Here is a 24,539-nt window from a genome sequence, read left to right as displayed (position 1 = left end):
AGCTTTCGGGGCGACCCTTGGCAGGGCGGCCCCAACTGGGCTCAGACCCATGGATGAGGGAGAGAAAGACATGACAGACGCCGACACCACCGAACGCGACGTGGACACGGAACTCGAGACGCCGGCGCCGGCCGAGGACACCGCCCAGGGCGACGTCGAGGAAAGCGACGACCTCGAGGAGCGGTTGGTCGCCGAGGGCGAGATCGCCGGCGACTACCTCGAGGAGCTGTTGGACCTGCTCGACTTCGACGGCGACATCGACTTGGACGTCGAGGGGAGCCGGGCCGTCGTGAGCATCGACGGCAGCGACGACCTGAACAAGTTGGTCGGGCGCGGCGGTGAGGTGCTCGACGCGCTGCAGGAGCTGACCCGGCTGGCGGTGCACCAGAAGACTGGCGTGCGGAGCCGGTTGATGCTCGACATCGCCAGTTGGCGCCGGCGCCGCCGCGAAGAGTTGGCGGCGCTGGGCGACAAGGTGGCGCGGCGGGTGCTCGAATCGGGGGAGCGCGAAGAGCTGGCGCCGATGACGCCGTTCGAACGCAAGATCGTGCACGACGCCGTCGCCGCGGTCTCCGGGGTGCACAGCGAGAGCGAGGGCGTCGAGCCGTCGCGCCGCGTGGTCGTGCTGCACGACTGACGTTCCCCAGAGTTACAACGGTGTAGTTCTTCTGGTCCGGAGGGCGTCCGAAGGTTGAAAGTGCACGAGCCAACTAGAGGATGTTTCACGTGAAACATGGCGGTCCGGTCGAAGCCGCGGGGGAGCCCGCGGGCACCGGCGCCGCCGTCGGCGCCCCGCCGGATGTGGCCGCCGCGGTCTTCCGCGACCGCCTCGGGATCGCGCGGCGGTACGCCACGCTCCTTGCCAGTGCGGGCGTCGAGCGTGGGCTGCTCGGACCGCGGGAGGTCGACCGCATCTGGGACCGCCACATATTGAACAGCGCCGCGGCGGCCGAGCTCCTCGGCGCAGACGAGCGCGTGATCGACATCGGTAGCGGCGCGGGCCTTCCCGGGATCCCGCTGGCGATCGCGCGGCCCGATCTCGAGGTGGTGTTGCTCGAGCCCCTCCTGCGCCGCAGCGAATTTCTCAACGAGGTCGTCAACGAACTAGGGTTGGCCGTCGAGGTGGTCCGCGGGCGTGCGGAAGAGCCGGAGGTGCGCCGCCGGTTCGGGGAGAGGGATGCGGCGGTGTCACGAGCGGTTGCGGCGTTGGACAAGCTGACCAAGTGGAGCATGCCCTTGCTACGCCCGGGTGGTCGGATGCTCGCCATCAAGGGGGAGCGGGCGTCCGAGGAAGTTGAACAATTCCGGCGTGTGATGGCAGCATCGGGCGCCGCTGATGTCAGGGTGGTGACATGTGGCGCGACCTATTTGCGTCCCCCCGCAACCGTAGTTTCAGCGCGACGCGGACAGCCGCCGCACCCCAAGTCGGCACGGACCGGGAAGGCCCGAACGCGATGACATCTCCAGGAGATGGGCCCATGACTTCACCGGCGCCCGAGGCCGCCCCGGCGGCGAGGCCCGGGTCGCCGGTGGAGGGCTCCCCGTCCCGGCCGGTAGCCGCCCCGGCGCAGCCCAATGTTTCACGTGAAACAACGGCCGAATTCGATACCCCGATCGGGGCGGCCGCCGAGCGGGCCATGCGGGTCCTGCACACCACGTATCCGCCCCTGCGCCGGCCGGCCCGTCGCCGGGTCTTCACCGTCGCCAACCAAAAGGGCGGCGTGGGCAAGACGACCACCGCGGTCAATCTCGCCGCCGCCCTCGCGCTGCAAGGCCTCAAGACTCTCGTCATCGACCTCGACCCCCAGGGCAATGCGAGCACGGCGCTGGGCATCACCGACCGGAAGTCGGGAACGCCGTCGTCGTACGAGGTGTTGCTCGGCGAGGTCTCCGTCCACGACGCCCTGCGGCAGAGCCCGCACAACGAGCGCCTGTTCTGCATCCCCGCGACGATCGACCTGGCGGGCGCCGAGATCGAATTGGTGAGCATGGTCGCGCGCGAGAATCGGTTGCGCACGGCCCTGGCCGACCTCGACAGCCTCGACTTCGACTGCGTCTTCATCGACTGTCCGCCGTCGCTCGGCCTGCTGACCATCAATGCGCTCGTCGCCGCACCGGAAGTCATGATCCCGATCCAGTGCGAGTACTACGCCCTCGAGGGCGTCTCGCAGTTGATGCGCAACATCGAGATGGTGAAGGCGCACCTCAACCCGAAGCTCGAGGTGAGCACCGTGGTGCTGACCATGTACGACGGCCGCACCAAGCTCGCGGACCAGGTCGCCGAGGAGGTGCGCCGCTACTTCGGGAGCAAGGTGCTGCGGACGGTGATTCCGCGCAGCGTGAAGGTGTCCGAGGCGCCGGGCTACAGCATGACCATCATCGATTACGACCCCGGTTCCCGCGGGGCGATGAGCTACCTCGATGCGAGCCGCGAACTCGCCGAGCGCGATTGACCACCATCCGTGAAGGGACGACCATGACGCAGCCGTTACGCAAAAAAGGTGGCCTCGGCCGGGGCCTGGCTTCGCTGATTCCCACCGGTCCCGCAGACGGTGATTCCGGACCGGCGACCCTCGGTCCCCGGATGGGGGACGCGGCCGCCGACGTCTTGATCGGGGGACCGCCGCCCCAGGACGCCTCGGCCACGGCTTCCATGGGCGCGGTCTACCGTGAAATCGCGCCGGCCGACATCGAGCGCAACCCGCGTCAGCCCCGGCAGGTCTTCGACGAGGAAGCGCTGGCCGAACTGGTGCACTCCATCCGCGAGTTCGGGCTCTTGCAGCCGATCGTGGTGCGGGCCGTCAAGGACTCGGCGAGCGGTGCGCGCTACCAGATTGTGATGGGGGAGCGGCGCTGGCGGGCGGCGCAAGAGGCCGGGATGGCGACCATCCCGGCGATCGTGCGTGAGACCGGCGACGACGACCTGTTGCGCGACGCCCTGTTGGAAAACATCCACCGGGTGCAGCTGAACCCCTTGGAAGAGGCGGCCGCTTACCAGCAGCTGCTCGACGAGTTCGGTGTCACCCACGATGAACTGGCGGCCCGCATCGGACGGTCGCGGCCGTTGATCACCAACATGATCCGGTTGCTCAAGCTGCCGATCGCGGTGCAGCGGCGGGTGGCCGCCGGCGTGCTGTCCGCCGGCCATGCCCGCGCACTGCTGTCCCTGGAGGCCGGTCCCGACGCCCAAGAAGAACTGGCCACCCGCATCGTCGCGGAGGGGCTGTCGGTGCGGGCCACCGAGGAGGCGGTCACGCTGGCCAACAGGTCCGGCGCCGCCACGCCGACGACACCGCGGCGCAAGCCGATCCAGATGCCCGGCCTACAAGATGTTGCTGACCGGCTCTCGACCGCCTTCGATACACGGGTGACCGTGAGCCTGGGCAAACGCAAGGGCAAGATCGTCGTCGAGTTCGGGTCGGTGGACGATCTACAGCGAATCATCGACGTCATGACGCCGCCCAAGGCCTGACCTAGGACACGGTGTAATTACGTCACTGTGACACTGGGGCGGATTCGGCCGGAAATGACCCCTGCCCCGGCGTCACGGCTTAACGAAATTGCATGAGTAGCAACGACTTTCGGGAAAGGACGCCCAGCAACCGCCCGCATGTCGGCGGTTCGAGCGCCCGAACCCGCGTCGGCAGGTTAAAGCTGGCCCGATCACGACCACCTCTCCTATCCTGGAGGGGTTGTCGGTGCAGATGGCTGCAGTACCGCACCAGGAGCAGGAGGCTAGTGTCCGCTCGAATCACGCCGCTGCGGCTCGAGGCCTTCGAGCAGCTTCCCAAGCACGCGCGCCGGTGCGTCTTCTGGGAAGTCGATCCGGCGACTCTCGGCAACCAGGATCACCTCACCGACCCCGAATTCGAAAAAGAAGCGTGGTTGTCGATGGTGATGCTGGAGTGGGGCTCGTGCGGTCAGGTGGCGACCGCGGTCCCCGACGAGCGAAGCCAGGCCGAGCCGCCGTGCCTTGGCTATGTGTTCTACGCGCCGCCGCGCGCGGTGCCGCGGGCCCAGCGATTCCCGACCGGACCGGTGTCCGCGGACGCGGTGTTGTTGACGTCGATGGGCATCGAACCCGGCCCGGCCGCCGACGACCTACCGCACGGCTTGATCGCACGGGTCATCGACGAGTTGGTGCGACGCGGCGTGCGGGCGCTCGAGGCGTTCGGCCGCACCCCGGCGGCTTCGGAATTGCAGGATCCCCGACTGGTGGGCCCCGATGTGCGGGCGGTCTTGGAAGCCGTCGGCGATTGCTCGGTGGACCGCTGTGTGATGGATGCGGAGTTCTTGAAGGACACGGGTTTCGTTGTGGTGGCACCACATACGTACTTCCCGCGGTTGCGGCTCGAGCTCGACAAAGGTCTGGGATGGAAGGCCGAAGTCGAGGCGGCCTTGGAGCGTCTGCTGGAAAGCGCGCATCTGGAGCAGCCCGTCGGGGCCGGCTCTACGGCGGGGAATGCGTCGGGGACCACCCTGGGTGGTTAGCGGTTGGTTACGATCCGCCCAGCTGGCTGGTGCGCTCCACCGACAATTCGTGGGCCAACAGCTCGGCGAAAGTGAATGTGCCCGTGGGCCTGTCGTTCTTGCCCAGCAGGTAGAGCCGCTTGACCGCGGCGAGGATTCCCTCGGCGATGGCATCGCGGGTCTGGGTGGAGACCAGCATTGCGCGGTCGCGCGGGTTGGTGATGTATCCGATGTCCACCTGGACCGTCGGCATCCGGGTCAGACGCAGCAGATCCCACGTCCGGCCGTGCGTGCGGCAATCGCGTAAACCGGTGCGGGCCACCACTTCTCGCTGGATGAAGTCGGCGAGGTTGCGGCCGATGGTGGACACCGAACCGTGGGAGTTGCCGAAGTGAAAGGACGCCACCCCGTTGGCCGCGGTGCTGAGCTGATTCTCGCAGCGCAGGCTGATCATCAGGTCGGCGCCGACATTGTTGGCGGTGGCCGCGCGTTCGGAGTCCAGGGGGCTGCGGTTGACCGGACGGGACAAAAAGGTTTCCATCCCGATGGCGGTCATGCGGCCCTCGAGTCGGCTGGCCAAGTCCCACAACACATCTGCTTCGCTGACCGGTCCCGACGCACCGTGCACGATCAGGCCGTGGTCGGCGCCGCCGCGGCCCGGATCGATGATGATCCGCTTGCCGGACAGTTTGGGGCCCGAGCGGCGCACCAATTCTTCTTCGCGCAAAGCGTGGGGCGAGCCGCCGGTGACCCGTGAACTCAGAAAGTACAAGGACCGCAACGTTTCCGGGCCGCAGATGCCGTCGGCGGACAGCCCGTATTCGCGCTGATATGACATCAAAGCGTTGTGCGTCTGCAACCCGAAGTAGCCGTCGACCAGGCCGGTGTAGAAGCCGAGATCCTGCAGCCGCGCCTGCAGCGTGGCGACGTCGTCACCGAAGAGGGGGGCGCCGAATTGGTGATACAACGTGCGCGCGCCAAGGCGGTACGACGCTTCCTTGAGTGCGCGGTAGGTAGCCTCGCCGACAATGCCGTCCACGAGCAGGCCGCGATGCTGTTGGAAAGCACGAACTGCCTGGTCAAGTTCGGCGTCAAAGAGTTCCAGGGCCACCTGCCGGCCGGTACTGAGATCCTCGTCGGAGCCATCCAGCAGGCCCAATGAGGCCAGCGTGGCCCGGATCTCGGTCACAGCGGCGCTGCGGTCACCACAGCGCAGCGCGTCGCCGTATTCGCGGCGCGGACTCGACATACCAAGGGCCCTCCGGGACAAAGGCTCATTTAGAGGCAACAGCTCACCGTATTGTCGCAGACGCTTCGCAAATTCCAGAAAACCCCAGGCTATGCACCGGGGTGTGGTGCGACGAGATCAAATGGCGATCAGCTGAGGCCCGGCACGGCGTCCGAAAGCTCGCGCAGCAGCGCCGCCTTGCCCTTGGCGCCGACGATCCGCTTCACCGGCTGACCGTCTTTGAACAAGATCATGGTGGGGATGGAGACCACCTGGAAGTTCTGGGCGGTTTCCGGGTTGGCGTCCACGTCGAGCTTGGCGACGGTGAGGTGATCGCTACGCTCGCCGGCGATCTCCTCGAGTACCGGCGCAACCATCTTGCACGGTCCACACCAAGTAGCCCAAAAGTCAACGAGCACAGGCTTATTGCTGGATAACACCTCGGTCGAAAATGATGCGTCCGAGACTTCTATTGTGGCCCCGGCCTTTTCGGCATCGGTCATTGTGGTGCTCCAATCAATGTGTCGGTACTGCCCGGAAATTCGGTGGCGTCGCCTTGGGCGGCGGCGCTGGACTCTTCGTTGTCGGCGAGCCAGCGTTCGGCGTCGATGGCGGCCGCACAGCCGCTGCCGGCGGCGGTGACGGCCTGGCGGTAGGTGCGATCCACCAGATCCCCGGCGGCGAACACCCCCTCGATCGAGGTACTGGTGGTACGCCCACGCACCAACACATACCCATCGGCGTCGGTCTCGAGCACCTCGCGCACCAACTCCGAGCGCGGATCATGACCGATCGCCACGAACACCCCAGTCACCGCCAGCGTCGACTCCTCACCGGTCACCGCGTCACGCAGCCGCAACCCGGTGACCGTCTCGGCACCCTGCACCGCCTCGACCGCCTTATTGGTCACAAACGTGATCTTGTCGTTAGCCCGCGCACGCTCCAACATGATCCGCGACGCCCGAAACTCCTCCCGGCGATGCACCAGAGTCACACTGCGGGCAAAACGGGTCAAAAACGTGGCCTCCTCCATCGCCGAATCCCCACCACCGATCACCGCGATGTCTTGATCTTTGAAAAAGAACCCATCACAAGTCGCACACGACGACACCCCACGCCCCAACAACTCCTGCTCACCAGCCACGCCCAGATAGCGGGCGGCGGCGCCCATCGCCAAAATCACCGCCCGCGCGCGCACCGTCTCGCCCTCGCTGGTGGTCACCGACTTCACCGCACCCCGCAACGACACCGACTCCACGTCTTCCATCCGCAGATCGGCCCCAAACCGCAGCGCCTGCTCACGCATCTGATCCATCAACTCCGGACCCGTGATCCCGTCACGAAAACCCGGATAATTCTCCACCTCGGTCGTCGTCATCAACGCCCCACCAAACGACGTCCCCTCAAACACCACCGGCGCCAACTGCGCCCGCGCCGTATACAACGCCGCGGTATACCCCGCAGGACCCGAACCAACAATGATCACGTCGTGCACAGTGTCGGGTGTCATGAAAACCTTTCGAGCGATCGTCTCTGGACCCGTATAAACGCCAGCGTAGGCACGGCTGTTCCCTGGTGTTCGGAACAACACGGGCATCGCCCATGGCACCACATTAGGGGCGCGGCACCTGGGTATTGGCCAGCAGCCCGGTGTCGGCGGAGCTGCAGGTCGGAGACACGACGTAGACGGCCAGGACGTGCGGGCTGTCGCCGGGTATCACCAGAGCGATGCCGGGTCTGGCGTTGATCTCGACCGGACGCGCACCCAGTACCTGTGTGGCGGCCGGATAGCCGAGGCCGGTGAGGCAGGAGGCGCGCCGCGCGGGGTCGCCGAGGGTGCCTGCGGAAGAGCCGAAGTCGGGAGCGCGGTCGAGCAGGCCGAGGATCTCGTTGGGGGAGAGCGGGACCTCCATCGGCGGTGTCGACACCGTGATGTGTTGGACGTCGTCCGGGGTGCTCGGGGACGGTTCGGGAGCGTTCAGGAGTGCGACCGTGCCGAAGCCGATCGCGGCCAGCGCCGCGCACAAACCGGCGACCGCCGCAATTACGCGGGCCGGCCGGAGACGCGGGCGCGCGGAGTGAGCGGCCCGTCCGGCGGCTGTGCCGGGCGGGGGCTCCGCGGATCGCAGCGCCGCGGAGATGCGGGCGGCAACCTGCGGGGGCGGGTCCGGCTCGCAGGCCGGGTCGGCGCCGACGGCGGCGACATCGCGACGGACACGGTTCAGCGCGGCGAGCACACCGGCGGCCTGCGGGTCGGCCCGAACCTGCCGGCGGACCCGGGCGGCCGCGTCGTCGTCGAGCGCGCCGGCCTGCAGATCGGCGAGGAGTTCGACGGTCAGCGGCGGGTCTGATTCCGCCTTGCGGTGATCCGCCCCATCGTTCTCCGCCGCATCCATCGGACCCAGTGTCCGTCATGCGCCAACGGATGGCCACGGATGGGCTCGCGTGGTGGATTGGTCAGGCCTGACCGGTGGCGCCCTCCGGTGTGGCGTGGGCGCCGGCGTTGAGGTAGCCCAGTAGTTCGGCGAGGCGGCCGCGGGCGCGGGCGCACCGGCTCTTGATCGTGCCCTCGGCGACGCCGAGCAGCCGGGCGGTGTCGGCCACCGAGTATCCCTGCATGTCGACGGCCACCACCGCCGCGCGCTGCTCGACGGGAAGCCGCATCAAGGCGCGCTGCACCGCCATCGTCGTCTCGACCTGGGCGGTCCGATCGGCGACCGGGTAGACGTCCTCCAGCGGAACGGTCGGGTGGGCCTTGGTGCGGCGCAGTCGGTCCAGGCAGGCGTTGACGACGATGCGGTGCAGCCAGCTGCCGACGGCGGCGTCATGCCGGAACGCGCCGGCGCCGCGGTGCGCGGAGAGCATGGCGTCTTGCAGCGCGTCTTCGGCGTCCTCGGGGGTGCGGGTGGTGAGCCGGGCAAGCCGGTGCAGGTGGCGCTGGTGCCGCAGGAAGAGCTCGCTGAAGGCGTAGCGGTCACCCGCCACATGGGCTGCCAGCAGCTCGGCGTCGCTGCGGTCCCGCTTGACGTTTCCCCCGAAGCCCACGGCCGGACATTAACCAATCCGGTATCGGGCGGCACTTCACTCGGCAGCGGTCATGTGAGTCTGTGGAAGGCTCCGCGGATCAGGACGCGGCCTGGACCGTGATCTCGAAAAAGCCGGCCTGACTTTTGCCGTTCGTGTTTCCCAGCGTGGAGATCCAGACCAGCAGATTCGACGTCGGCGACCCGGCCCTGACCGGGATGACGTTGTGGCCGGGCTTGAGCGTGAAGCCCTGAGCCAGCAGCTTGGTGTCGTTGAGGGAGGCCGGCGACGACGAGGACGCCGCGCGGATCTCGACCTTGGTCCCGCTGCTGGGCGTGTCGATGCTGACCTGGCCGACGACGGTGGGGCTCGGGAGTTGGAGTATCAGGCCCTCACCCTGTTTGAAACTGGGGAAGGGGACGGCGTCGGTGTAGACCTCGGTTGCCCAGGCCGTGGTGGGGTCGCCGTCGATCGCCTGCCCGGCCGTGCCCGGGTTGTCGACCTCGCCGTCGGGGGAGTAGACGCTTGCCCTGGTGGGCTTGACGACGCTGCCGGCGGCGGCGGACGTGGTGGTCGACGGCGCCGACGTTGACGACGAGGGGCCGTTCAGTCCGAGTTCGTCCTTGTTGAGACCACCGCCGACGTTGCCGAAGATTTTGCTCACCACCGATGCCAGTACCAGCAGGGCGACCACGATGACGGCCAGGCCGGCGCCGGCGCCGATGAGCACGTTGCGCCGCCGACGCGCCAGGGTCGCCTCCTGCTCGGGCGGGACGAGCGCGGTCGACGGCGAGGGCGAATCGTCGATCGGGCCGAGCACCTCGGTGCGGTCAGCGACCGCGGTGGCCTGCTGCAGCAGGTTCAAAAGCGTTGAGGCGCTGCGTATTCCGCCGTCCTCCTGGACCGCGCGGACGGCGACCGCGGAGATCTGGAACGGGATGTCGCGGTCGACGACCATGGGTTCGACGGGGTTGCCCGAGGAGTCGCGGTCGGCCGCCGCGAGCCCGCTGCGCACCCCGCTCTCCAGCAACGGCCACCGATTGACCAGCAGGGCGTACAGCGCGGCTCCGATGCCGCGGATGTCGTCTTGGGGGTTGGCGTCGGGCATGGTCGCCGGGTAGGCCAGCACGACGTCGCCTTCGATGCTGACCCGCACGCGGCTGGGGTGGTCGACCGACAGCGCGACGCCGGCGCGGTGGGCCGCGTCGGCGGCGGCGGCCAGCGACTGCATGGCCCGCACGGCGCCCACCGGTGAGGGGGCAGTGTCGGCGACCTCCTGCAACGAACCGCCCCGGATCCACTCGGAGACCACCAGGCCACCGGAGCCGGTGTGCACCACGTCGAGCACGCGGGCGATGCCGGGTTTGTCGATGCGGCTGAGCCGCAGCGTGCGGGACAGGATCTCCTGCAGCACCTCGTCGGGCAGGGCGCCGTCCGGGTCGACGAAGGTCAGCGCCACTTGGCGGTCCAGCGCGGTGTCCAGCGCCTGCCAGAACTGCAGCGGCGGGGCGCCGCCGTGGAACACCAGCAATCGGTACCGGCCGCCGGCGATCCGGGCGCCGGGCACCAGATGGACGTCGTCGCCCGACGAATCCGCGGCGCGCTCGCGGGGCGCATCGAAAGCGGCCGGCCCGCGGCGGGATTCGCCGGCGAGGTCGCCGTTGGCCGGGTCGGGCAGGCGCGGCTCGGCCGAGCGCGGCGTCGACCGCTGCGGCTCGTCGGCGGGAATGTCGGGCTGGAAGTCGTCGGCGACCGGCCGCGAAGTCCCTGACCCTGTGCCGGGCCCGGCGCTGGATGCGGGGCTCTCCATCGGGCGGTCGGTCACCTCCGGTCCTTTCGCTAGCCGGGCTCGGTTTGCCCGCTCCGGAGGCCTGCGCCGGATCGGCTCCTGGACCGCATTGACCCCAGGCGGGGACGAATTCCTCTGCTCAGGGTACGTGACCGGGCGCCGGTGAGACGATCGATCCGCTGCCTTCGGTTTGCGCGGCCGCGGCCCCCGGCCCGTGATGCGGAACCGCAGGGCATCCCACGCGGCCCGGGCCTCGGGAACCTGCGCGCGGAGCATGACCGCGGCCGTGATCGGCAGCATGATGAGCCCCAGCACGAACAGGCGAAGCAGGGAGCCGGCGCCGCCGTGGTCCGTCAGCCGGTCCAGCCCGAACAACCGATCGGCGACGTGCGCGATCAAGGCGGCCAGCATGGATGCGGTGAGCGTCACCAGGATCGTCCGCAGCTCGCCGACGCCCATCAGGTGGCCGCCCGCGGGCAGCAGCGTGCGTCGCAGCAACAGGTAGCCGATGAGCGCGCCGGCGAGGAAGCCGACACCGTTGGCCGAGCCCAGGAAACCGGCCACCAGCTTGGGGTCGTCGGTGAAGTGGGGCGCCAGCACCGAGCCGAGGATCTTGACCGCGGTGATGACGAGGATGATCACGATCGGCGTCCAGGGCTGTTCGCGCGCGTAGAACACCCGCAGCTGCAAGAGCACCAGGCCGTAGGGGATCAGGGTGAACGCCGAGAGTGCGATCGCGGCGCCCAGGTATCCGGCGTCGACATTTCCGAAATGGCCGTAGGCGAACAGCGCGCTGCCCATCGCCGGGCCGCCGACCGTCATGAACGCCACGATCGGGATCAGCGTGATCAAGGTCAGCCGGGTGGCCAGCGACAAGTCGGCGAGCACGGCTTGGGTGTCGTTGGCGGCCGCGTTGCGGCTCAGCCGCGGCATCACCACCGTCAACACCGTCACCCCGATCATGCCGAACGGCAGCATCAGGACCATCCAGGTGTAGTTGTAGATCGCGGGCCCGGATGCCGCCGCGGTGCTGGCGATCTGGTTGCCGACCACCAGGCCGAGCTGGCTGATCAGCACGTAGAGCACCATGGCGGCGGCCATGGTGCCGAAGCGTTTGAGGCGCTCGTCGATTCCCCACAGCGGGCGCAGGTCGACCCGTTGCCGGCGCAGCGCGACCAGCAGCACCCCGGTTTGCACGAAGACGCCCAGCGTGGTGCCGATGGCGAGCACCAGGAGCTTGGCGTTGCCCATCCGGACGGGATCGACCGACAGCTCGCCCGGGACGGCCGCATAGATCGCCAGGGTGACCAGCGCGACGACGTTGTTGACGACGGGCGCCCACGCGGTGGGCCCAAACACGTTGCGGGTGTTGAGGATTGCCATGAACACCGAGGTGAGGCCGTAGGCGAGGACCTGGGGGAGAAGGAGGTAGGCGAACGCGACGGTCAGCGGCTCGTTGACCTGCGGGGTGCGGCCCAGCATCAGCCGCACCAGCAGCGGGGCGGCCAGCACCGAGGCCGCGGTGGCGACGATCAGCAGCGCTGTCGTCAGCGTGACCAGGCGGCGCACGAACGCGGCGCCGCCGTCGGGGTCGCCCTGCTCGGCGCGCGCCAGCACCGGCACGAAGATCGCGGTGAACGTCGCCTCCAGGACGAGGGCCGCCACCAGGTTGGGCAGCTGATTGGCCACGGAGAACGCGCTGGACAGCGCGGCGCCCAGGATCGCGGCGAGCAGCACCACCCGGGCGAAGCCGGTGAGCCGGCTGATCAGGGTCGCGAAGGCCATCGCCCAGGACCGCGAGACCAGCGCGGCATCGGACAGTTCCGGGCGCCGACGATCGATCCCGGCGGGCACGGGCGGCAGCGGTCCGGTGGGTGGCGAGCCCTGCATCCGGGAACGCCGCGGCGGCTCTGGCAGGCGGTGGTGGTGGGAGGGGGCCTGCCGGTAGGCGGGGGTCATACTCTGTGCTCTTGTTCGACCCGGTGGTCGGCGCCGTCGTGCGTGGCGCCGGATTCGGCGGCGTGCCGGGGGTGGGGCGGGTCGGGGCGGTCCAGATCGGCGGGGTCGGGCTGGCCGCGGAAACGGTGCCACAGTCGCCGCCCCGCCAGCAGCACCAGCACCGCGGCGGCGGACAGTGTGATCGCGAACAGGACCTTGCCGTAGGCGTTGGAATGCACCGACAACCGCACCGGCTCGCCCAGCCGCAGACCGTCCGGCGTTCGCAGCGTCACGTCGACGGCGACGCGTTGGGTGAAGTTGACTTCGATCGGAATCCGCAGCGGGAGGTAACCAGGCGGCAGTTCGATCTGCCCGACGTCGGTGACGTTCATCCCCGGCGGGGCGTCCACATGCACCCGCACCCGGATCGGAACGCTCAGGCCGTTGTGCAGCGCCAACGGCAGCGGGCTGTGCTCGGTGGCCAGCGTGTACGAGCCGCCCGGGTTGACGATCGTGACGGCGCCGAACAGGTCGTTGATCGTCTTACCGACCACGGCCAGCCGTTCCTGCGCCAACCCGTTGCGCGAATCAGGCGGTTCGGACTGGCTCAGGGCGCGCAGCATGTCCTCGCGCAGGGGCGCGGTGTATTGGATGCCGGTCAGCCCGGTGCGGTCATCGGTCATCAGCGCGGAGGTCAAACCCCACAACCGGCCGACCTGCCCGGCGATCCCGGTGGTGACGTCGTCGTTGAATTGCCCGCGCGCGGCGGTGGAGGCGCCGGGCTGCTCCGGGGGTTCGGCGCGCGTGGCGGCGTCGGCGACCACCGCCGGCAGGGGGCGCGGCACCGCCAGACCGGAGCGGATGGTGGTGCTCAGCGCGGTGAGCATGACCTGCGCGTCGTCGGCCTGCAGGTTCCAGGTGGCCGGCGGGACCAGGATCTGCGTGCGCGGCTCGTCGTGCTGCAGCGCGTGCCAGAAGATCGAGCCCAGGGCGTCCTGGCGGCGCGCGGTCACCGAATCGTGCGCCAACCGGACCGACAGGGAGGGGTCCAGGTAGGTGGGCGCTTCGGGGCTCGATCCCGCTCCGGCCAGTGCGGCCCCGACGGCCGGATCGAACGGGGCGACGGTGACTTGCGGGGACAACCGGCGGGGCGCGGTGTCGACGCTGGTCTCGGTGGAGCCTTGCGCGTCGGCGGCCGACAGGTCGGCGGCGGCGATCGCGACCGTGCCCTCGTTGGCGTTGAGCAGCTTGACCGTGCGGCTGGTCAGCGGGGCGTCGGGCACCAGCGTGGCGCCGCGGGCGGACGAGATGTCCAGGATTTTGTCGACGATGCTGTTGCCGGTGGTGGTGGCGCTGGCGCTGAGGCCGGGATCGTTGACGCGCTGCAGGGCGTCCAGGTCGGCTTGCGCGTAGGGCAGCGGGGCCACGCAGGTCCGGTGCGCGAGCGCGCGCAGGCGGTTCAGCCATTCGGCCGCGGTGGCCTGTCCCGTGCCGGGGTGGGTCGGGGTGCCGGGGAGTTGAGCCGGGCCGTCGGGGGAATTGGACACGACGTAGCCGGCGGTCATCGCGTTGACGGTGACCAGCAGGTCGGGGTCGATCGCCAAACAGAGCGCGCGGCCGACGGCGCCGTCGGGGTCGACGTCGTGACTGGTCGCGACCTCGGCCGCCGACAGCAGGATGTCGAGCCGGCCACCGCTGGCCAGGGAGGTGGCCAGGTCGTCGTCGACCAGCCGGACCGGGATGGTCCCCCCGGGTACGCCGGGCGCCAGCCGGGGCCGGTCGGCCAGCGGCCACAGCATGGTGATCCACACGGGTTTGGAGGTGTCGGGCGCGACGGCGGAGCCCACGTCGTCGGCGCGGTCGGGCGGCACCCCGACGACGGGCAGCAGGAAGCGCGCGTTGTCCAGCCGGGCCGGAGCGCCGTAGTCGGGCGTGCCGTTGACGTTGACCAGGACCGGATAGATGCCGGGCTTTTCCACTCCCAGCGACGGCTTGGTCAGCGCGCGCAGCGGGGCTGACAGGGTGAAGCCGACTTTTTGCCCGCGCTGCAGTTCGGGAGCCACGGTGAGGAAATCGGCGGCCGCCTCGTACCGGTCGGTGTCGCCGTCCAGGGTGGTGCGCAAGCCCGCGGAGCTGGTGATCGCGCCGGCGTGTTCGAGGCGGACCATGACGTCGCGGACGGGGCGGTCGCCGATGTTGATCACCATGCCGCTGACGGTCACGACGGGCGGGCTGGTCGTGGTGACCATGTCCGGGGTGACTTGATCGATGCGCACCCGGACGAACGGCGTCACCCCCGGCTCGCCCGCGGCCGCGGGGGGAACCACCGGCCCGGCGAGTACCGCGAGTCCGGCCACGATGCCGAGCACGGCCGCGATGCGCAACAAGCCGGCCCAGAGAAGTGGCGCCGTCACGGCCCCGGTCCGTGGCCGTTCTTCCGGCCCGTGGCCGGTTTGTCAGAATGCCGGGTCCGCGAATGCGTCTGCGGGCGGCGCCGCGGCGAGCTGGGCGGCAGCGGAGGAAGCGCGCCCGGGCCGTCGCTTTGCAGCTTGTCGATCAGCTCATCGGCCACCCGGGCCAGGCGGCGTTCGTCGGCGTAGGCCAGCCGCGACGGCAGTTCCCGCATCGGAACCCAGGCCACCTCGGCGACCTCGAGGTCCTCGTCGGAGAGCTCTCCGCCGGAGAAACGCATTAAGTAGTGGTGCACGGTCTTGTGCACGCGGCGGCCTTCGGTGACGAACCAGTAGTCGATGCGCCCGAGCGCTGCCAGCACGCTGCCGCTGATTCCGGTCTCTTCGGCGACTTCTCTAATAGCGGTCTGTTCGGCGGTCTCACCCAGTTCGATGTGGCCCTTGGGCAGCGACCACAACATCCGTCCGCGGCGGTCGAGGCGGCCGATCAGCGCGGCGACCTGCGAGTCGCGCGGTCCGTCCAGGCCGTCGATGACCAGCCCACCGGCGGACGTCTCGTGCACGGTGCGCAGCCGATCCGGCCCGTGGCGAGACGAACGGGATCGGCGGGGTTTGGTGGCTGTCGAATCGCCGGTTACTTGACCGTTGGTCTGCTTCTCGGACGAAGCCGCAGCGCCACGACCGCGGCGCCGCCCCCGGCGCCGACGTGGTTTGCCTTGTTCGCCGTCCGACACCCAAGCGATAGTAGCTGGCACGGCATGCTCTCCTGGACATACTCGCCGCTGGGTGAGTGCGCGGTGGTCATAACGGAATGCGTCTCGTCAGAGCGGGCCTATCGCCCCGGCGATGATGAAAGCAGGAATGAAGACCAAGAGTGAGAGTGGTCCGGACAGGCCGCCAATCATCATTCCGCGGCCAACCTGGCCCCACGTACCTGGTGCCCTACCAATAAGCGCGCTGACGCCGATGTACGCCAGCGTTATGGGAAGAACGATAAATACGAAGGGCCACATCGGCAGAACGAACAGCCACGTGGCAAGGTCGACTACGAAAACGTGGGCCATGGCTACTGCAAAAGTCAGGGGACCATACAGGCCCGTCGATGTGTCCACTATTTCTTTGTCGGTCATCAGCGCAGCACCAAATAGGCGAAAATCGTTCCGCCCGCGAGTACAACGACTGAACAGCTCGCGAGGCTGAGACCAAGGCCGCGATTGCGCGACGACGGCGACCGGAGCAACAGGACGCCCGCCCCCAGCGACACCAGAGTCGTGATGACAGTGGACGTGAACATCCAAGTGCGCTCACCGCCGTACGCACTATGAGAGTCGAACGGCCACTTGCCCAGCAGCCACATGACGATCAGCAATATCCCTAAGACGGGTTGGACGACAAACGGCGCTGACCATGTGGCCGTGCGCCAGGCGCCAGCATCGAAGAAATGCTGCAGGGCAGAAGACCCCATGTCCTTGCTTTCTGTCATTTGACGGTCATGCTGGGACAAGGCTGCCCGTGTTTATCGGTGGCACTGAGGGTGGGCTGGTAGTAGGTCCAACTTCCGTGGCGGGTAGAGGAGTGGGCACGTCATATTGCTGATTCCATCCGCCACTGTCGAATGGCGCAAACGCGTTGCCGCCCAAGGGACCTACATCGTGATGCCGGAATAGGTTCAAAGCAGGACCCGCTGAGCTACCCGACCTTGCGGGGTCAATCAACAGTGTGCGCGTCCCGCCACCTGGGAGGTCTTGATAAGCCTCGAGGGAGGGGTAGTTAGTGCGTGTGCCATTCACTTGGACGCCTTCCGGTCCCGGCGTGAACACGAGGTCGCCATTGACAGTGATTGTGTGCCCAGCCAACGGACTGTTTGGATCGGCTGTGAACCCAGGCGCGAAAGGATTCCCGGCATCGTATTTGATACGCACCGATCCATCAGAGAGCTGGGTAACGCTGCCCTTTGGTGTGCCAACCTTGACGGCGCCTGGAGCGCCGGTTGAAGTCTCCTCGACGGAGGGGTTCTGACGCAGGATCACGAGACCGTTTTCGTAGTCGATATAAGTCGTTACCTTGGTGTCCTCTGGGTCAAAGTTTATGTTCGCTCCACGATTGTTCCCAAGATCCCGGTTCCCAAAAGGAGAACTTGTCACGTCCCGTTGTTCGATCCACTGCGAGACACGGACGACCCCCTGGCCGGGCACTGGCCGAATCTTTACTACCGCGATCTGCGATTTGGCGCCTTTGAACTTCGGGTCGTAGGTCTGAGGGTCCAGAGCCGCAGCGGTCGCCCAATCAGCTCGCGATGTCGGTTCCCGACCAAAGACCTGTTTAAATGCCTCGATCTGGTTGTGACGGCGTTGGTCGTCTGGCACGTCTCGCGGGGGCGCCTCCGGGATGTCGCCATCGAGGGCCTGGATCGGTGCCTCGTATCCGTCCTGTGCTCGCAGATTGGTCATTGAAGCCTGGAGGCTTCGCGAATATTGATTGCGAATGCCGGTGAGCTTGGTTATCGACGCCTTGGTGTCGTCGATCGCATGCTGTTCGAGCCCGTTGATGTAGTTATCGAGCAGTTTCCTGTCCGAGTCCGTTAAGCGGGGGTCCTGCTCGAGCTCGATGGCCTCGCCAATCTGATCGTCGAGACCTTGTAGCCCGCCTTCGAGCGCCGAAATTTCATCATTTCCGGATCGCTGGGCTTCGGCCAGAGCGGCCGCGATGTTTTGCAGATCAGCCGCGATCTTGGGAAGCTGTGCCGCTTGCACCCCGAGTGAAGTTTTGGCGCGCTGGACTTCGGCGGAATCGTTGATGGGATTCTCACCGTTCTCGTGCGTCCAGGCCCGAGCGAAGCGGTCCCGCGCCTGACTGAATGCGGCTTCGGCTTCGGCCGTCGACTGGCCTGCGTCATGAAACGCTTTCGCAAGGTTCGAGATCTGTGCTGGCCGGCCGCTCTGCAACGTGCTGTTGATCTTCCACGGGTCGCCGCCGGCGAACATGATCAGCGCGGCCTTGCTTATGTATCGGAGATGCACCGCATCGTCCCGTCGCTCACCCTTCTCGTCGCGCGTAACGCTACTACCGCGAATGGCCAGGTCAACTCACCTTCAATGCCCACTAGACATCGCCCGCGCAGGTGCGAGGCTCCTCACACGGGCTTTTCGGGACTGGCCGACTAGGCTGATCGAACGTGCCTGACGCCGCCCAGGATGCCGAGCTGCTGACCGCCGCCGCGGTCGCGCTCAATAGGCATGCGCCCATGCTGCGGGAGCTGGGTTCCGCGTTCGACGCCGCGGGCCACGAGCTCTATCTCGTCGGCGGTTCGGTACGGGATGCCTTGCTGGGCAGGTTGAGTCCCGACCTCGACTTCACCACCGACGCGCGCCCCGAGCAGGTGCAAAGCATCTTGCGGCGATGGGCCGACAACCTGTGGGACACCGGCATCCAATTCGGCACGGTCGGAGTCGGCAAGGGCGACCATCGGCTGGAGATCACCACGTTCCGCGCCGACACCTATGATCAGGTGTCGCGAAATCCCGAGGTGCAGTACGGCGATCGCCTCGAGGACGATCTGGTGCGCCGCGACTTCACCGCCAACGCGATGGCCGTACGCATCACGTCCGAAGGTCCTGGCGAATTCCTGGACCCGCTAGGTGGTTTGGCGGCGCTGCGCGAGCGGGTGCTGGACACCCCGGCGGCGCCGGAGGTGTCGTTCGGTGACGACCCGTTGCGCATGCTGCGGGCGGCGCGATTCGTCTCGCAGCTCGGCTTCGCCGTCGCGCCGCGGGTGCGGGAGGCGATCGAACAGATGGCTTCGCAGCTGGGCCGGATCAGTGCCGAACGGGTGGCCGCCGAGTTGGACAAACTGGTCCTCGGCGATGACCCGACGGCCGGGATCGACCTGCTGGTGCAAACCGGTATGGGTGAGGTGGTGCTGCCCGAGGTCGGCGGCATGCAGATGGCCATCGACGAACACCACCAGCACAAGGACGTCTACCAGCACTCGCTGACCGTGCTGCGCCAGGCGATTGCCCTTGAAGACGACGGCCCGGATCTGGTGCTGCGCTGGGCCGCGCTACTGCACGACATCGGCAAGCCCGCCACCCGCCGCCACGAAGCCAACGGCGGGGTGAGCTTCCACCACCACGAGGTCGTCGGCGCCAAAATGGTCCGAAAGCGGTTGCGCGCCTTGAAGTATTCCAAGCAGATGGTCGAGGACATCTCGCAGCTGGTCTATCTGCATCTGCGGTTCCACGGCTACGGCGATGGGAAGTGGACCGACTCCGCGGTGCGCCGCTATGTCACCGACGCCGGGCCGCTGCTGCCGCGGCTGCACAAACTGGTGCGCGCCGACTGCACGACCCGCAACAAACGCCGGGCCGCCCGCCTGCAGGCCAGCTACGACCGACTCGAGACGCGGATCGCGGAACTGGCCGCCCAGGAGGATTTGGCGCGGGTGCGCCCCGACCTGGACGGCAACCAGATCATGGAGTTGCTCGGCATCCCGGCGGGTCCGCAAGTCGGGGAGGCGTGGCGATTTTTGAAAGAGTTGCGCCTGGAACGCGGCCCGTTGGACACCGACGAGGCGACCGCGGAACTGTTGGTGTGGTGGCAGTCTCGGGGGAACGGTTAGCGGCACCCGCGCGTCCGAATACGCATGGATTACTGTCTCGCGGGCGACAACGGCGCCGCCATTTGGCACGGGCAACCCGACCTCGACCTTGACGGCGATGGCCGCTTCGAATCGGTCGGAATGGACTTTGACCACGACGGACTGCGCGACGACGCGCTCGCCGATCTCGACGGCGACGGCCTCGTCGATCACGCGGTGCTCGACCTCGACAACGACGGCACTCCCGAGGCCTACTTCACCGACGACGGATCCGGAACGTGGGCGGTGGCCGTGGACCGCGGCGGCCAACTGCGCTGGTTCGGCCTCGACGGCGTCGAGCACACCGGCGGTCCGCTGGTCGATCTCGACGGCCACGGGCGCTCCGATGACCGGCTCCTCGATACCGACGGCAACGGGCTGGCTGATCGGGTGCTGCGCTCCGACGACAACGGTGTGACCGGATACGTCGACACCGACGGCGACGGCAAATGGAACGTCCGGCTGACCGACACCGACGGCGACGGTCTCGCCGACGGCGCGAATTCCCTATGAGGTTGCTAGCGTAGCGATTTCGTTCCCAGGGCCGCCGCGATGGAACTGCGCTACATCAGCATCCCGTTCCTCGTCGCTGAGTCCGGTGGTGATCCGTGGTCGACCAACGCAGGCCTGCAATCTGGTCGTCCGGCGCGGATCTCGGATTTAGCGCGAGCATTCCGTGCAGCCGGAGCCAGCACAAAGGAGGCCGCCGCCGCCTTTGAGGCAGCCCGCCGTCGCTTCGAGGCGGCGTGGAATCACCGAAACGGCGAGCATCCCATCAACGACTCCGCCGAAGTGCAACGCGTGTCCCGGTCGCTGGGCCTGCAGACCGAGCAATTACCGAAAATCGCAGTCGATTTGGAGAAGATCGCCGCGACCCTGGCCGAAGCCCAACGAATCTCCGCGCGGTACATCACCGCGCTGGAGCACGACCTGCAAGACATCGACGACGAGATTTGCGAAGCCTTTGCAGACGGAGACCACTGCGGCGTCGATGATCTGCGCGGGGAGGCGGTCGACGAGACGAAGGCAATCATGTTCGTGCTCGGCCAGATACGTGACCGATATGCGACGGTGCTCCGGGCGGCGCTGGGCGCTTTGCGAGCGGACGGCGCTGACCCGATCGACATCAGCGGCGTCGACGAGCTGCTGATCCCACCGTCGGATGCCAACCCGGACCTGGTGAAACGCTGGTGGGACTCGTTGAGCACCGACCAGAAGCGCCTTTTGACCGATCAAGACCCGCGCGAGTTGGGCAACCTCAACGGGATTCCGGCCGACGTGCGTGACGTGGCGAATCGGGCTGTAATGAACGACGACTTGCAGAGGGTCGAAGATGCCGCACGGCAGCGCGGGTTAGCGCCGGACGCGTTGCGCGACAACGCGCTCAACAACCGGGATGCCGATGTGTTCACCCGCCCATGGGAATACGGTCTATGCGGCACGGACATCGCCAGATACCAGAATGCGGCGAAGACCAACGATTTCCTCACCCGCGACAAGGGATCCGGGCTCGATCGGGGGCTCCCGCCCATGCTGTGGGCTTACGATCCGCTGGCGTTCGGCGGCAAGGGCAGGGCGGCTATCGCGATCGGAAACCCGGACAAGTCCCGCAACACGGCCGTCATGGTTCCAGGGACCAACAGCAGCGTCAGGGGAGGGTGGATGTCCGATGGGCCCGACGACGCCATCAGCCTCTACCAGCAGTCGTTGAAGGCTGACCCCTTTCACTCCACCGCGGTGCTGGCGTGGATGGGCTATGACGCACCAGAATTCGATCATCCGCATTGGGAGCAGGCGCTCACCGACCCCGCCAAACTGGAACAGGTCGGCACTCCGTGGAGGGCGCGGCAGGCCGCTGCGCTGCTGGCCGCCGACGTCAACGGTCTCGCGTCAACCCATGACGCGTCGGCACCGAGTCATGTGACCGTCCTTGGGCATTCCTACGGGTCGACGACGGTGGCCGACGCGTTCGTCCACAGCGGCATGCGCGCCAACGATGCGGTGCTAACCGGTTGCCCGGGAACCGATTTGGCGCATCGTGCCGCAGACTTCCATCTCGACGGCGGCAGGTTGTATGTGGGCGCTGCGTCGACCGATGCGATCAGCTGGATCGGGGAGACGGGCAGCGGGCTTCCGAATGGGCTCAACGAGACACTCGGCGGACCGCTGGGCCCGTGGGCCGGACTGGGCGCCGACCCGGCTCATGAGGGTTTCGGGGCGGTGCGCTTCCGCGCCGAAGTCGCCGGCTCGCACAGCCTCACCCCGTGGTTCACCGACCACGCGCGCTATTACGACGTCGGCAGCGAAGCGCTGCACAACGTGACCGAAATCGTCACCGGGCATGGCGATCGGCTGGCGGCCGAAGGCATGTTGGCTGCCGACCGGGCCCAGGCGCGGATCGCGATTCCTCGTCAGCTCCACACTCCCTTGGGAACTGTTTCGCTGCCCCATGTCGAGATTCGAATGCCCATATCCGTCGACCCGGAATGGGATCGCCCGGCGCGCACCGTCACCAACGGCCATGGGTTCTAGGAGCGATCGAGGCGGCGATTCGCCGGACCGACACCCGGTGAATTGACCGCTAGCTATCGGGCGTTTAGGCTGGTCAAAAGGTTATGAGGCCACTAGCGGCCGTGTCGGTCGAAGTTCGGAAGGAGTGCTGATGTTCGTCAATACGGAGCAATTGCACTCGGGAGGCAACCAGTCTCACCGCGCGGGTGGGCACGCCCAAGAGGGGGCCGATCACCTCGCCGGCGGGACTCTGGCATCAGGGATGTTCGGCGACTTCGAAGCGGCAGACTCCTTCCACAATGCTGTGACCGCCGCGCACGGGCAGCACGTTAAAAATCTGCAGGGACACAGCGAGACGCTCACCAGTGTCGGGACGAAGGCACACCACGCGGCCAACGGATTCACCAATATGGATCAGCACAACGCTGCCGAGCTGAAGGCGGTGCGGCCGAGTTCGGGCCCGTCGGCGCTGAACGCCTGAGGAAGGCGCGTGGCGGAAGAGCACCCCTCTAATCCGGTTGCAGGTCCGCCTTTCGGGCAGTGGGCGCCGGGCTATCCGCCTCCGACGCCGCGGCGCTCCCGGTTCTGGCCGACAATCGCGCTGAGCGCGATTGTTATGGCCGTGGTCGCGACGATAGTGGCCGTCGCCGCACTGGTTATGGCTACGACCCGATCGCCGGCCTCTGACTCCTTGCCTACCACGGCCGTGCCTACCTACAGCGCCGCCGAAGTGTCCGCGGCACACCAAAAGTTGTGTGACGCTTACAAGCTCGCTGCGCGCGCAGTCCAAATAGAGACGCACGGGCCGAGCCCGGAGCGGGCAGGCATTGCAGAGGTGAATGGGGCGATGATGTTAAGACGCGTAGTAAATGCAGCGCCTGCACTTACACCTAGTGACCACGCGACCGCGCTGGCGTTAGCTGACGCATATAGCAACGTCGCAGCTGTCGCTAGCTTGAACGATAATTTACGATGGCAGGCAGCATTAGATGATGCCAATGCAAAGGACGCTGCGATGAAAGAGGTATGCGGCGGCGAGTGATTTCGAACGCACTGAGCCGGGATGATTGCCCTCGCTCGATTGGCTGGTCCATTGGGTTGGCGATGCGCACCACGCAATTAGGCTTCTGTCTGGGATAGCTACTTGTCAACTATGGAGGGCACATGGCGCTGGATTTGCCCTCCACCTGCTGGGGATGGCCTAATTACCGGTCCGCGGCCGAGTTCAATGCAGTGGGCACCGCCTTTTCCAAGCAGCGACCGCCCCGTCCCACGACGGGTATGGCCAGCGATCGCGTTGGCCGCGGTTGCCGTCTTACGGGGATCGCGGCGTCAGACAATGTCGTGGTCGGCGCTACGGCGGCGCTCGATAGTTGCCACACTCTGCATCGGCTGCTTGAACTAACTGCGCGTCGGATAATCGTCCTCCGGATCAAGTGATCCGGCGGATGGAGGATCGTAATGCGCGGTGAATTGCCCTCGCGTCGGGTTGCCTGCTCCACTAGTGAAGGAGGGCATGGGCCAACCGTGGGCTGACACGCCAGTGACGGATTGCAAGGTGCGGCGCAAGGTGTTTGCTGACGATAGGAGGACAGATGGTGGGAGACCCGTCCGCGGGCTTTGGTCAGGGGCCAGCCGCGCAGCCGCCCGTGGGGAACTGGCCACCAAACGTCGTCAGGCAGCCCGCGACGCGCTCACACCCATGGATGGCGTTTGCGGTAGTGCTGGCAGCCGCGCTGGCTGTCGCTGCACTGGTCGTGGCGCTGACGCGACCGACGCCTCCACATCCGCCGGTCACCACGACTACGACGCCCACCTATACTCCTGCGGAGATCGCCACCGCCCATCAGAAACTATGCGATACATACAAGCTGGCCGCTCAGTCGGTCCAGGTCGACACAGCTGGTACTGACAAAGCGCTGGCTCGCATCGCTACCACTAATGGCGCCCTGATGCTCGATATGGCGGCGCGCAATCCGGCGCTTGACGCGAGCCTCCGCGACACCGCACGCGCCTTAGAGTCTGCGTACCTGACAGTTACGGCAAAGAGCACTTACGGTGTCGCGACCGACGCCGAGTTTCAGTCAGCGCTTGATGACGTCATCGCGAAGGATGCTGCAATGAAAAAGGCATGCGGTGGCGGTTGACCTTCCTCCCGGTACCTGGACGGCGGCACTAATTGGTCCGTGGTGGCCGGCGCCTTCGACGGCTCTACGCGCCGGCGCCGGACATTGGAATGAAGCGTGTGCGGAGCAGCAGCTTTATTCGCAGACCTTGCGCACCCAGTGGACGTTATTCGCTGCGCACAATCAGGGTCATACTGCGGACGACCTGATAAACCGATTCCAGCAGGGCGAGAAGTTTCACCTGGACCTCGCGGAGAAGTACCAGACAAAGGCATCGGCCTTCAGTTCGGCGGCTGATGCGACCGACTATCTACGTAGTCGATTGTCAGACATCGCGAATACAGGTAATAGAGAAATCAACGAAATCCTGGCATCGAAGAAGCTGCCTCCGCAGCAATTAGCGGAA

General features: G+C 67.1%; 21 protein-coding genes. 10 read left to right on the top strand and 11 right to left on the bottom strand.

What is annotated here, in order from left to right:
- The first annotated feature begins 70 nt into the window (after positions 1–70).
- From AC0KTM_RS24795 to AC0KTM_RS24775, 5 genes are all read left to right on the top strand, one after another.
- A complete protein-coding gene (locus AC0KTM_RS24795; protein ID WP_238957239.1) occupies positions 71–637 on the top strand; it encodes a Jag family protein in 567 nt (188 codons plus the stop codon).
- An 80-nt stretch (positions 638–717) separates the two neighbouring features.
- Entirely contained in the window at positions 718–1,458 is a 741-nt protein-coding gene (gene rsmG, locus AC0KTM_RS24790) for a 16S rRNA (guanine(527)-N(7))-methyltransferase RsmG (RefSeq protein WP_238957238.1), read from the top strand.
- Positions 1,459–1,478: 20 nt separating this feature from the next.
- Complete coding sequence (locus tag AC0KTM_RS24785; protein WP_238957237.1) at positions 1,479–2,453, top strand: ParA family protein; 975 nt, start codon at positions 1,479–1,481, stop codon at positions 2,451–2,453.
- A gap of 23 nt (positions 2,454–2,476) precedes the next feature.
- Positions 2,477–3,472, top strand: coding sequence for a ParB/RepB/Spo0J family partition protein (locus AC0KTM_RS24780; RefSeq protein WP_238957236.1), 996 nt, complete (start codon positions 2,477–2,479; stop codon positions 3,470–3,472).
- 266 nt (positions 3,473–3,738) lie between these two features.
- Entirely contained in the window at positions 3,739–4,491 is a 753-nt protein-coding gene (locus AC0KTM_RS24775; RefSeq protein ID WP_238957235.1) for an acetyltransferase, read from the top strand.
- 7 nt (positions 4,492–4,498) lie between these two features.
- Here AC0KTM_RS24775 and AC0KTM_RS24770 read toward each other — a convergent pair whose 3' ends face one another.
- The 11 genes from AC0KTM_RS24770 to AC0KTM_RS24720 form a co-directional block, all read right to left on the bottom strand.
- Positions 4,499–5,719, bottom strand: a complete 1,221-nt coding sequence (locus AC0KTM_RS24770) for an N-acetylmuramoyl-L-alanine amidase (RefSeq protein ID WP_472416953.1) — start codon at positions 5,717–5,719, stop codon at positions 4,499–4,501.
- Between the two features lie 128 nt (positions 5,720–5,847).
- On the bottom strand, positions 5,848–6,201 hold the full coding sequence (gene trxA, locus AC0KTM_RS24765; protein WP_008262471.1) for a thioredoxin: 354 nt from the start codon (positions 6,199–6,201) through the stop codon (positions 5,848–5,850).
- Positions 6,198–7,208: a thioredoxin-disulfide reductase gene (gene trxB, locus AC0KTM_RS24760; RefSeq protein WP_472416951.1), complete on the bottom strand. Its 1,011-nt coding sequence runs from the start codon at positions 7,206–7,208 to the stop codon at positions 6,198–6,200. The genes trxA and trxB overlap by 4 nt, the downstream gene beginning before the upstream one ends.
- Before the next feature lie 103 nt (positions 7,209–7,311).
- Positions 7,312–8,094, bottom strand: a complete 783-nt coding sequence (locus AC0KTM_RS24755) for a hypothetical protein (RefSeq protein WP_472416949.1) — start codon at positions 8,092–8,094, stop codon at positions 7,312–7,314.
- Between the two features lie 61 nt (positions 8,095–8,155).
- Entirely contained in the window at positions 8,156–8,743 is a 588-nt protein-coding gene (gene sigM, locus AC0KTM_RS24750; RefSeq protein WP_225327986.1) for an RNA polymerase sigma factor SigM, read from the bottom strand.
- 79 nt (positions 8,744–8,822) lie between these two features.
- On the bottom strand, positions 8,823–12,401 hold the full coding sequence (locus tag AC0KTM_RS24745; RefSeq protein WP_472417559.1) for a murein biosynthesis integral membrane protein MurJ: 3,579 nt from the start codon (positions 12,399–12,401) through the stop codon (positions 8,823–8,825).
- A gap of 65 nt (positions 12,402–12,466) precedes the next feature.
- Positions 12,467–14,863, bottom strand: coding sequence for a hypothetical protein (locus AC0KTM_RS24740; protein WP_472416947.1), 2,397 nt, complete (start codon positions 14,861–14,863; stop codon positions 12,467–12,469).
- Positions 14,860–15,594: an NUDIX hydrolase gene (locus AC0KTM_RS24735; protein WP_225327984.1), complete on the bottom strand. Its 735-nt coding sequence runs from the start codon at positions 15,592–15,594 to the stop codon at positions 14,860–14,862. The genes AC0KTM_RS24740 and AC0KTM_RS24735 overlap by 4 nt, the downstream gene beginning before the upstream one ends.
- Before the next feature lie 87 nt (positions 15,595–15,681).
- Entirely contained in the window at positions 15,682–15,924 is a 243-nt protein-coding gene (locus AC0KTM_RS24730) for a hypothetical protein (RefSeq protein ID WP_308011551.1), read from the bottom strand.
- Positions 15,925–15,989: 65 nt separating this feature from the next.
- A complete protein-coding gene (locus AC0KTM_RS24725) occupies positions 15,990–16,232 on the bottom strand; it encodes a hypothetical protein (RefSeq protein WP_472417557.1) in 243 nt (80 codons plus the stop codon).
- A gap of 118 nt (positions 16,233–16,350) precedes the next feature.
- Positions 16,351–17,844: a putative alpha/beta hydrolase gene (locus AC0KTM_RS24720; RefSeq protein ID WP_472416945.1), complete on the bottom strand. Its 1,494-nt coding sequence runs from the start codon at positions 17,842–17,844 to the stop codon at positions 16,351–16,353.
- Positions 17,845–18,035: 191 nt separating this feature from the next.
- Here AC0KTM_RS24720 and AC0KTM_RS24715 point away from each other — a divergent pair, with 191 nt between their 5' ends.
- The 5 genes from AC0KTM_RS24715 to AC0KTM_RS24695 all read left to right on the top strand — a co-directional run bounded on the left by AC0KTM_RS24715 (position 18,036) and on the right by AC0KTM_RS24695 (position 24,154).
- A complete protein-coding gene (locus AC0KTM_RS24715) occupies positions 18,036–19,478 on the top strand; it encodes a CCA tRNA nucleotidyltransferase (RefSeq protein WP_472416943.1) in 1,443 nt (480 codons plus the stop codon).
- A 24-nt stretch (positions 19,479–19,502) separates the two neighbouring features.
- The gene (locus AC0KTM_RS24710; RefSeq protein ID WP_472416941.1) at positions 19,503–20,009 is read left to right on the top strand and encodes a pullulanase; all 507 of its coding nucleotides are present in this window, start codon (positions 19,503–19,505) and stop codon (positions 20,007–20,009) included.
- Between the two features lie 39 nt (positions 20,010–20,048).
- Complete coding sequence (locus tag AC0KTM_RS24705; RefSeq protein WP_472416939.1) at positions 20,049–22,028, top strand: putative alpha/beta hydrolase; 1,980 nt, start codon at positions 20,049–20,051, stop codon at positions 22,026–22,028.
- A gap of 130 nt (positions 22,029–22,158) precedes the next feature.
- Positions 22,159–22,488: a DUF2563 family protein gene (locus AC0KTM_RS24700; RefSeq protein WP_472417555.1), complete on the top strand. Its 330-nt coding sequence runs from the start codon at positions 22,159–22,161 to the stop codon at positions 22,486–22,488.
- 1,114 nt (positions 22,489–23,602) lie between these two features.
- Positions 23,603–24,154, top strand: coding sequence for a hypothetical protein (locus AC0KTM_RS24695; protein ID WP_472416937.1), 552 nt, complete (start codon positions 23,603–23,605; stop codon positions 24,152–24,154).
- Positions 24,155–24,539 lie beyond the last annotated feature (385 nt).

This window comes from Mycobacterium sp. NTMscope_Eco_3, assembly GCF_976985685.1.
This window is presented reverse-complemented; position numbering and strand designations above follow the sequence as displayed.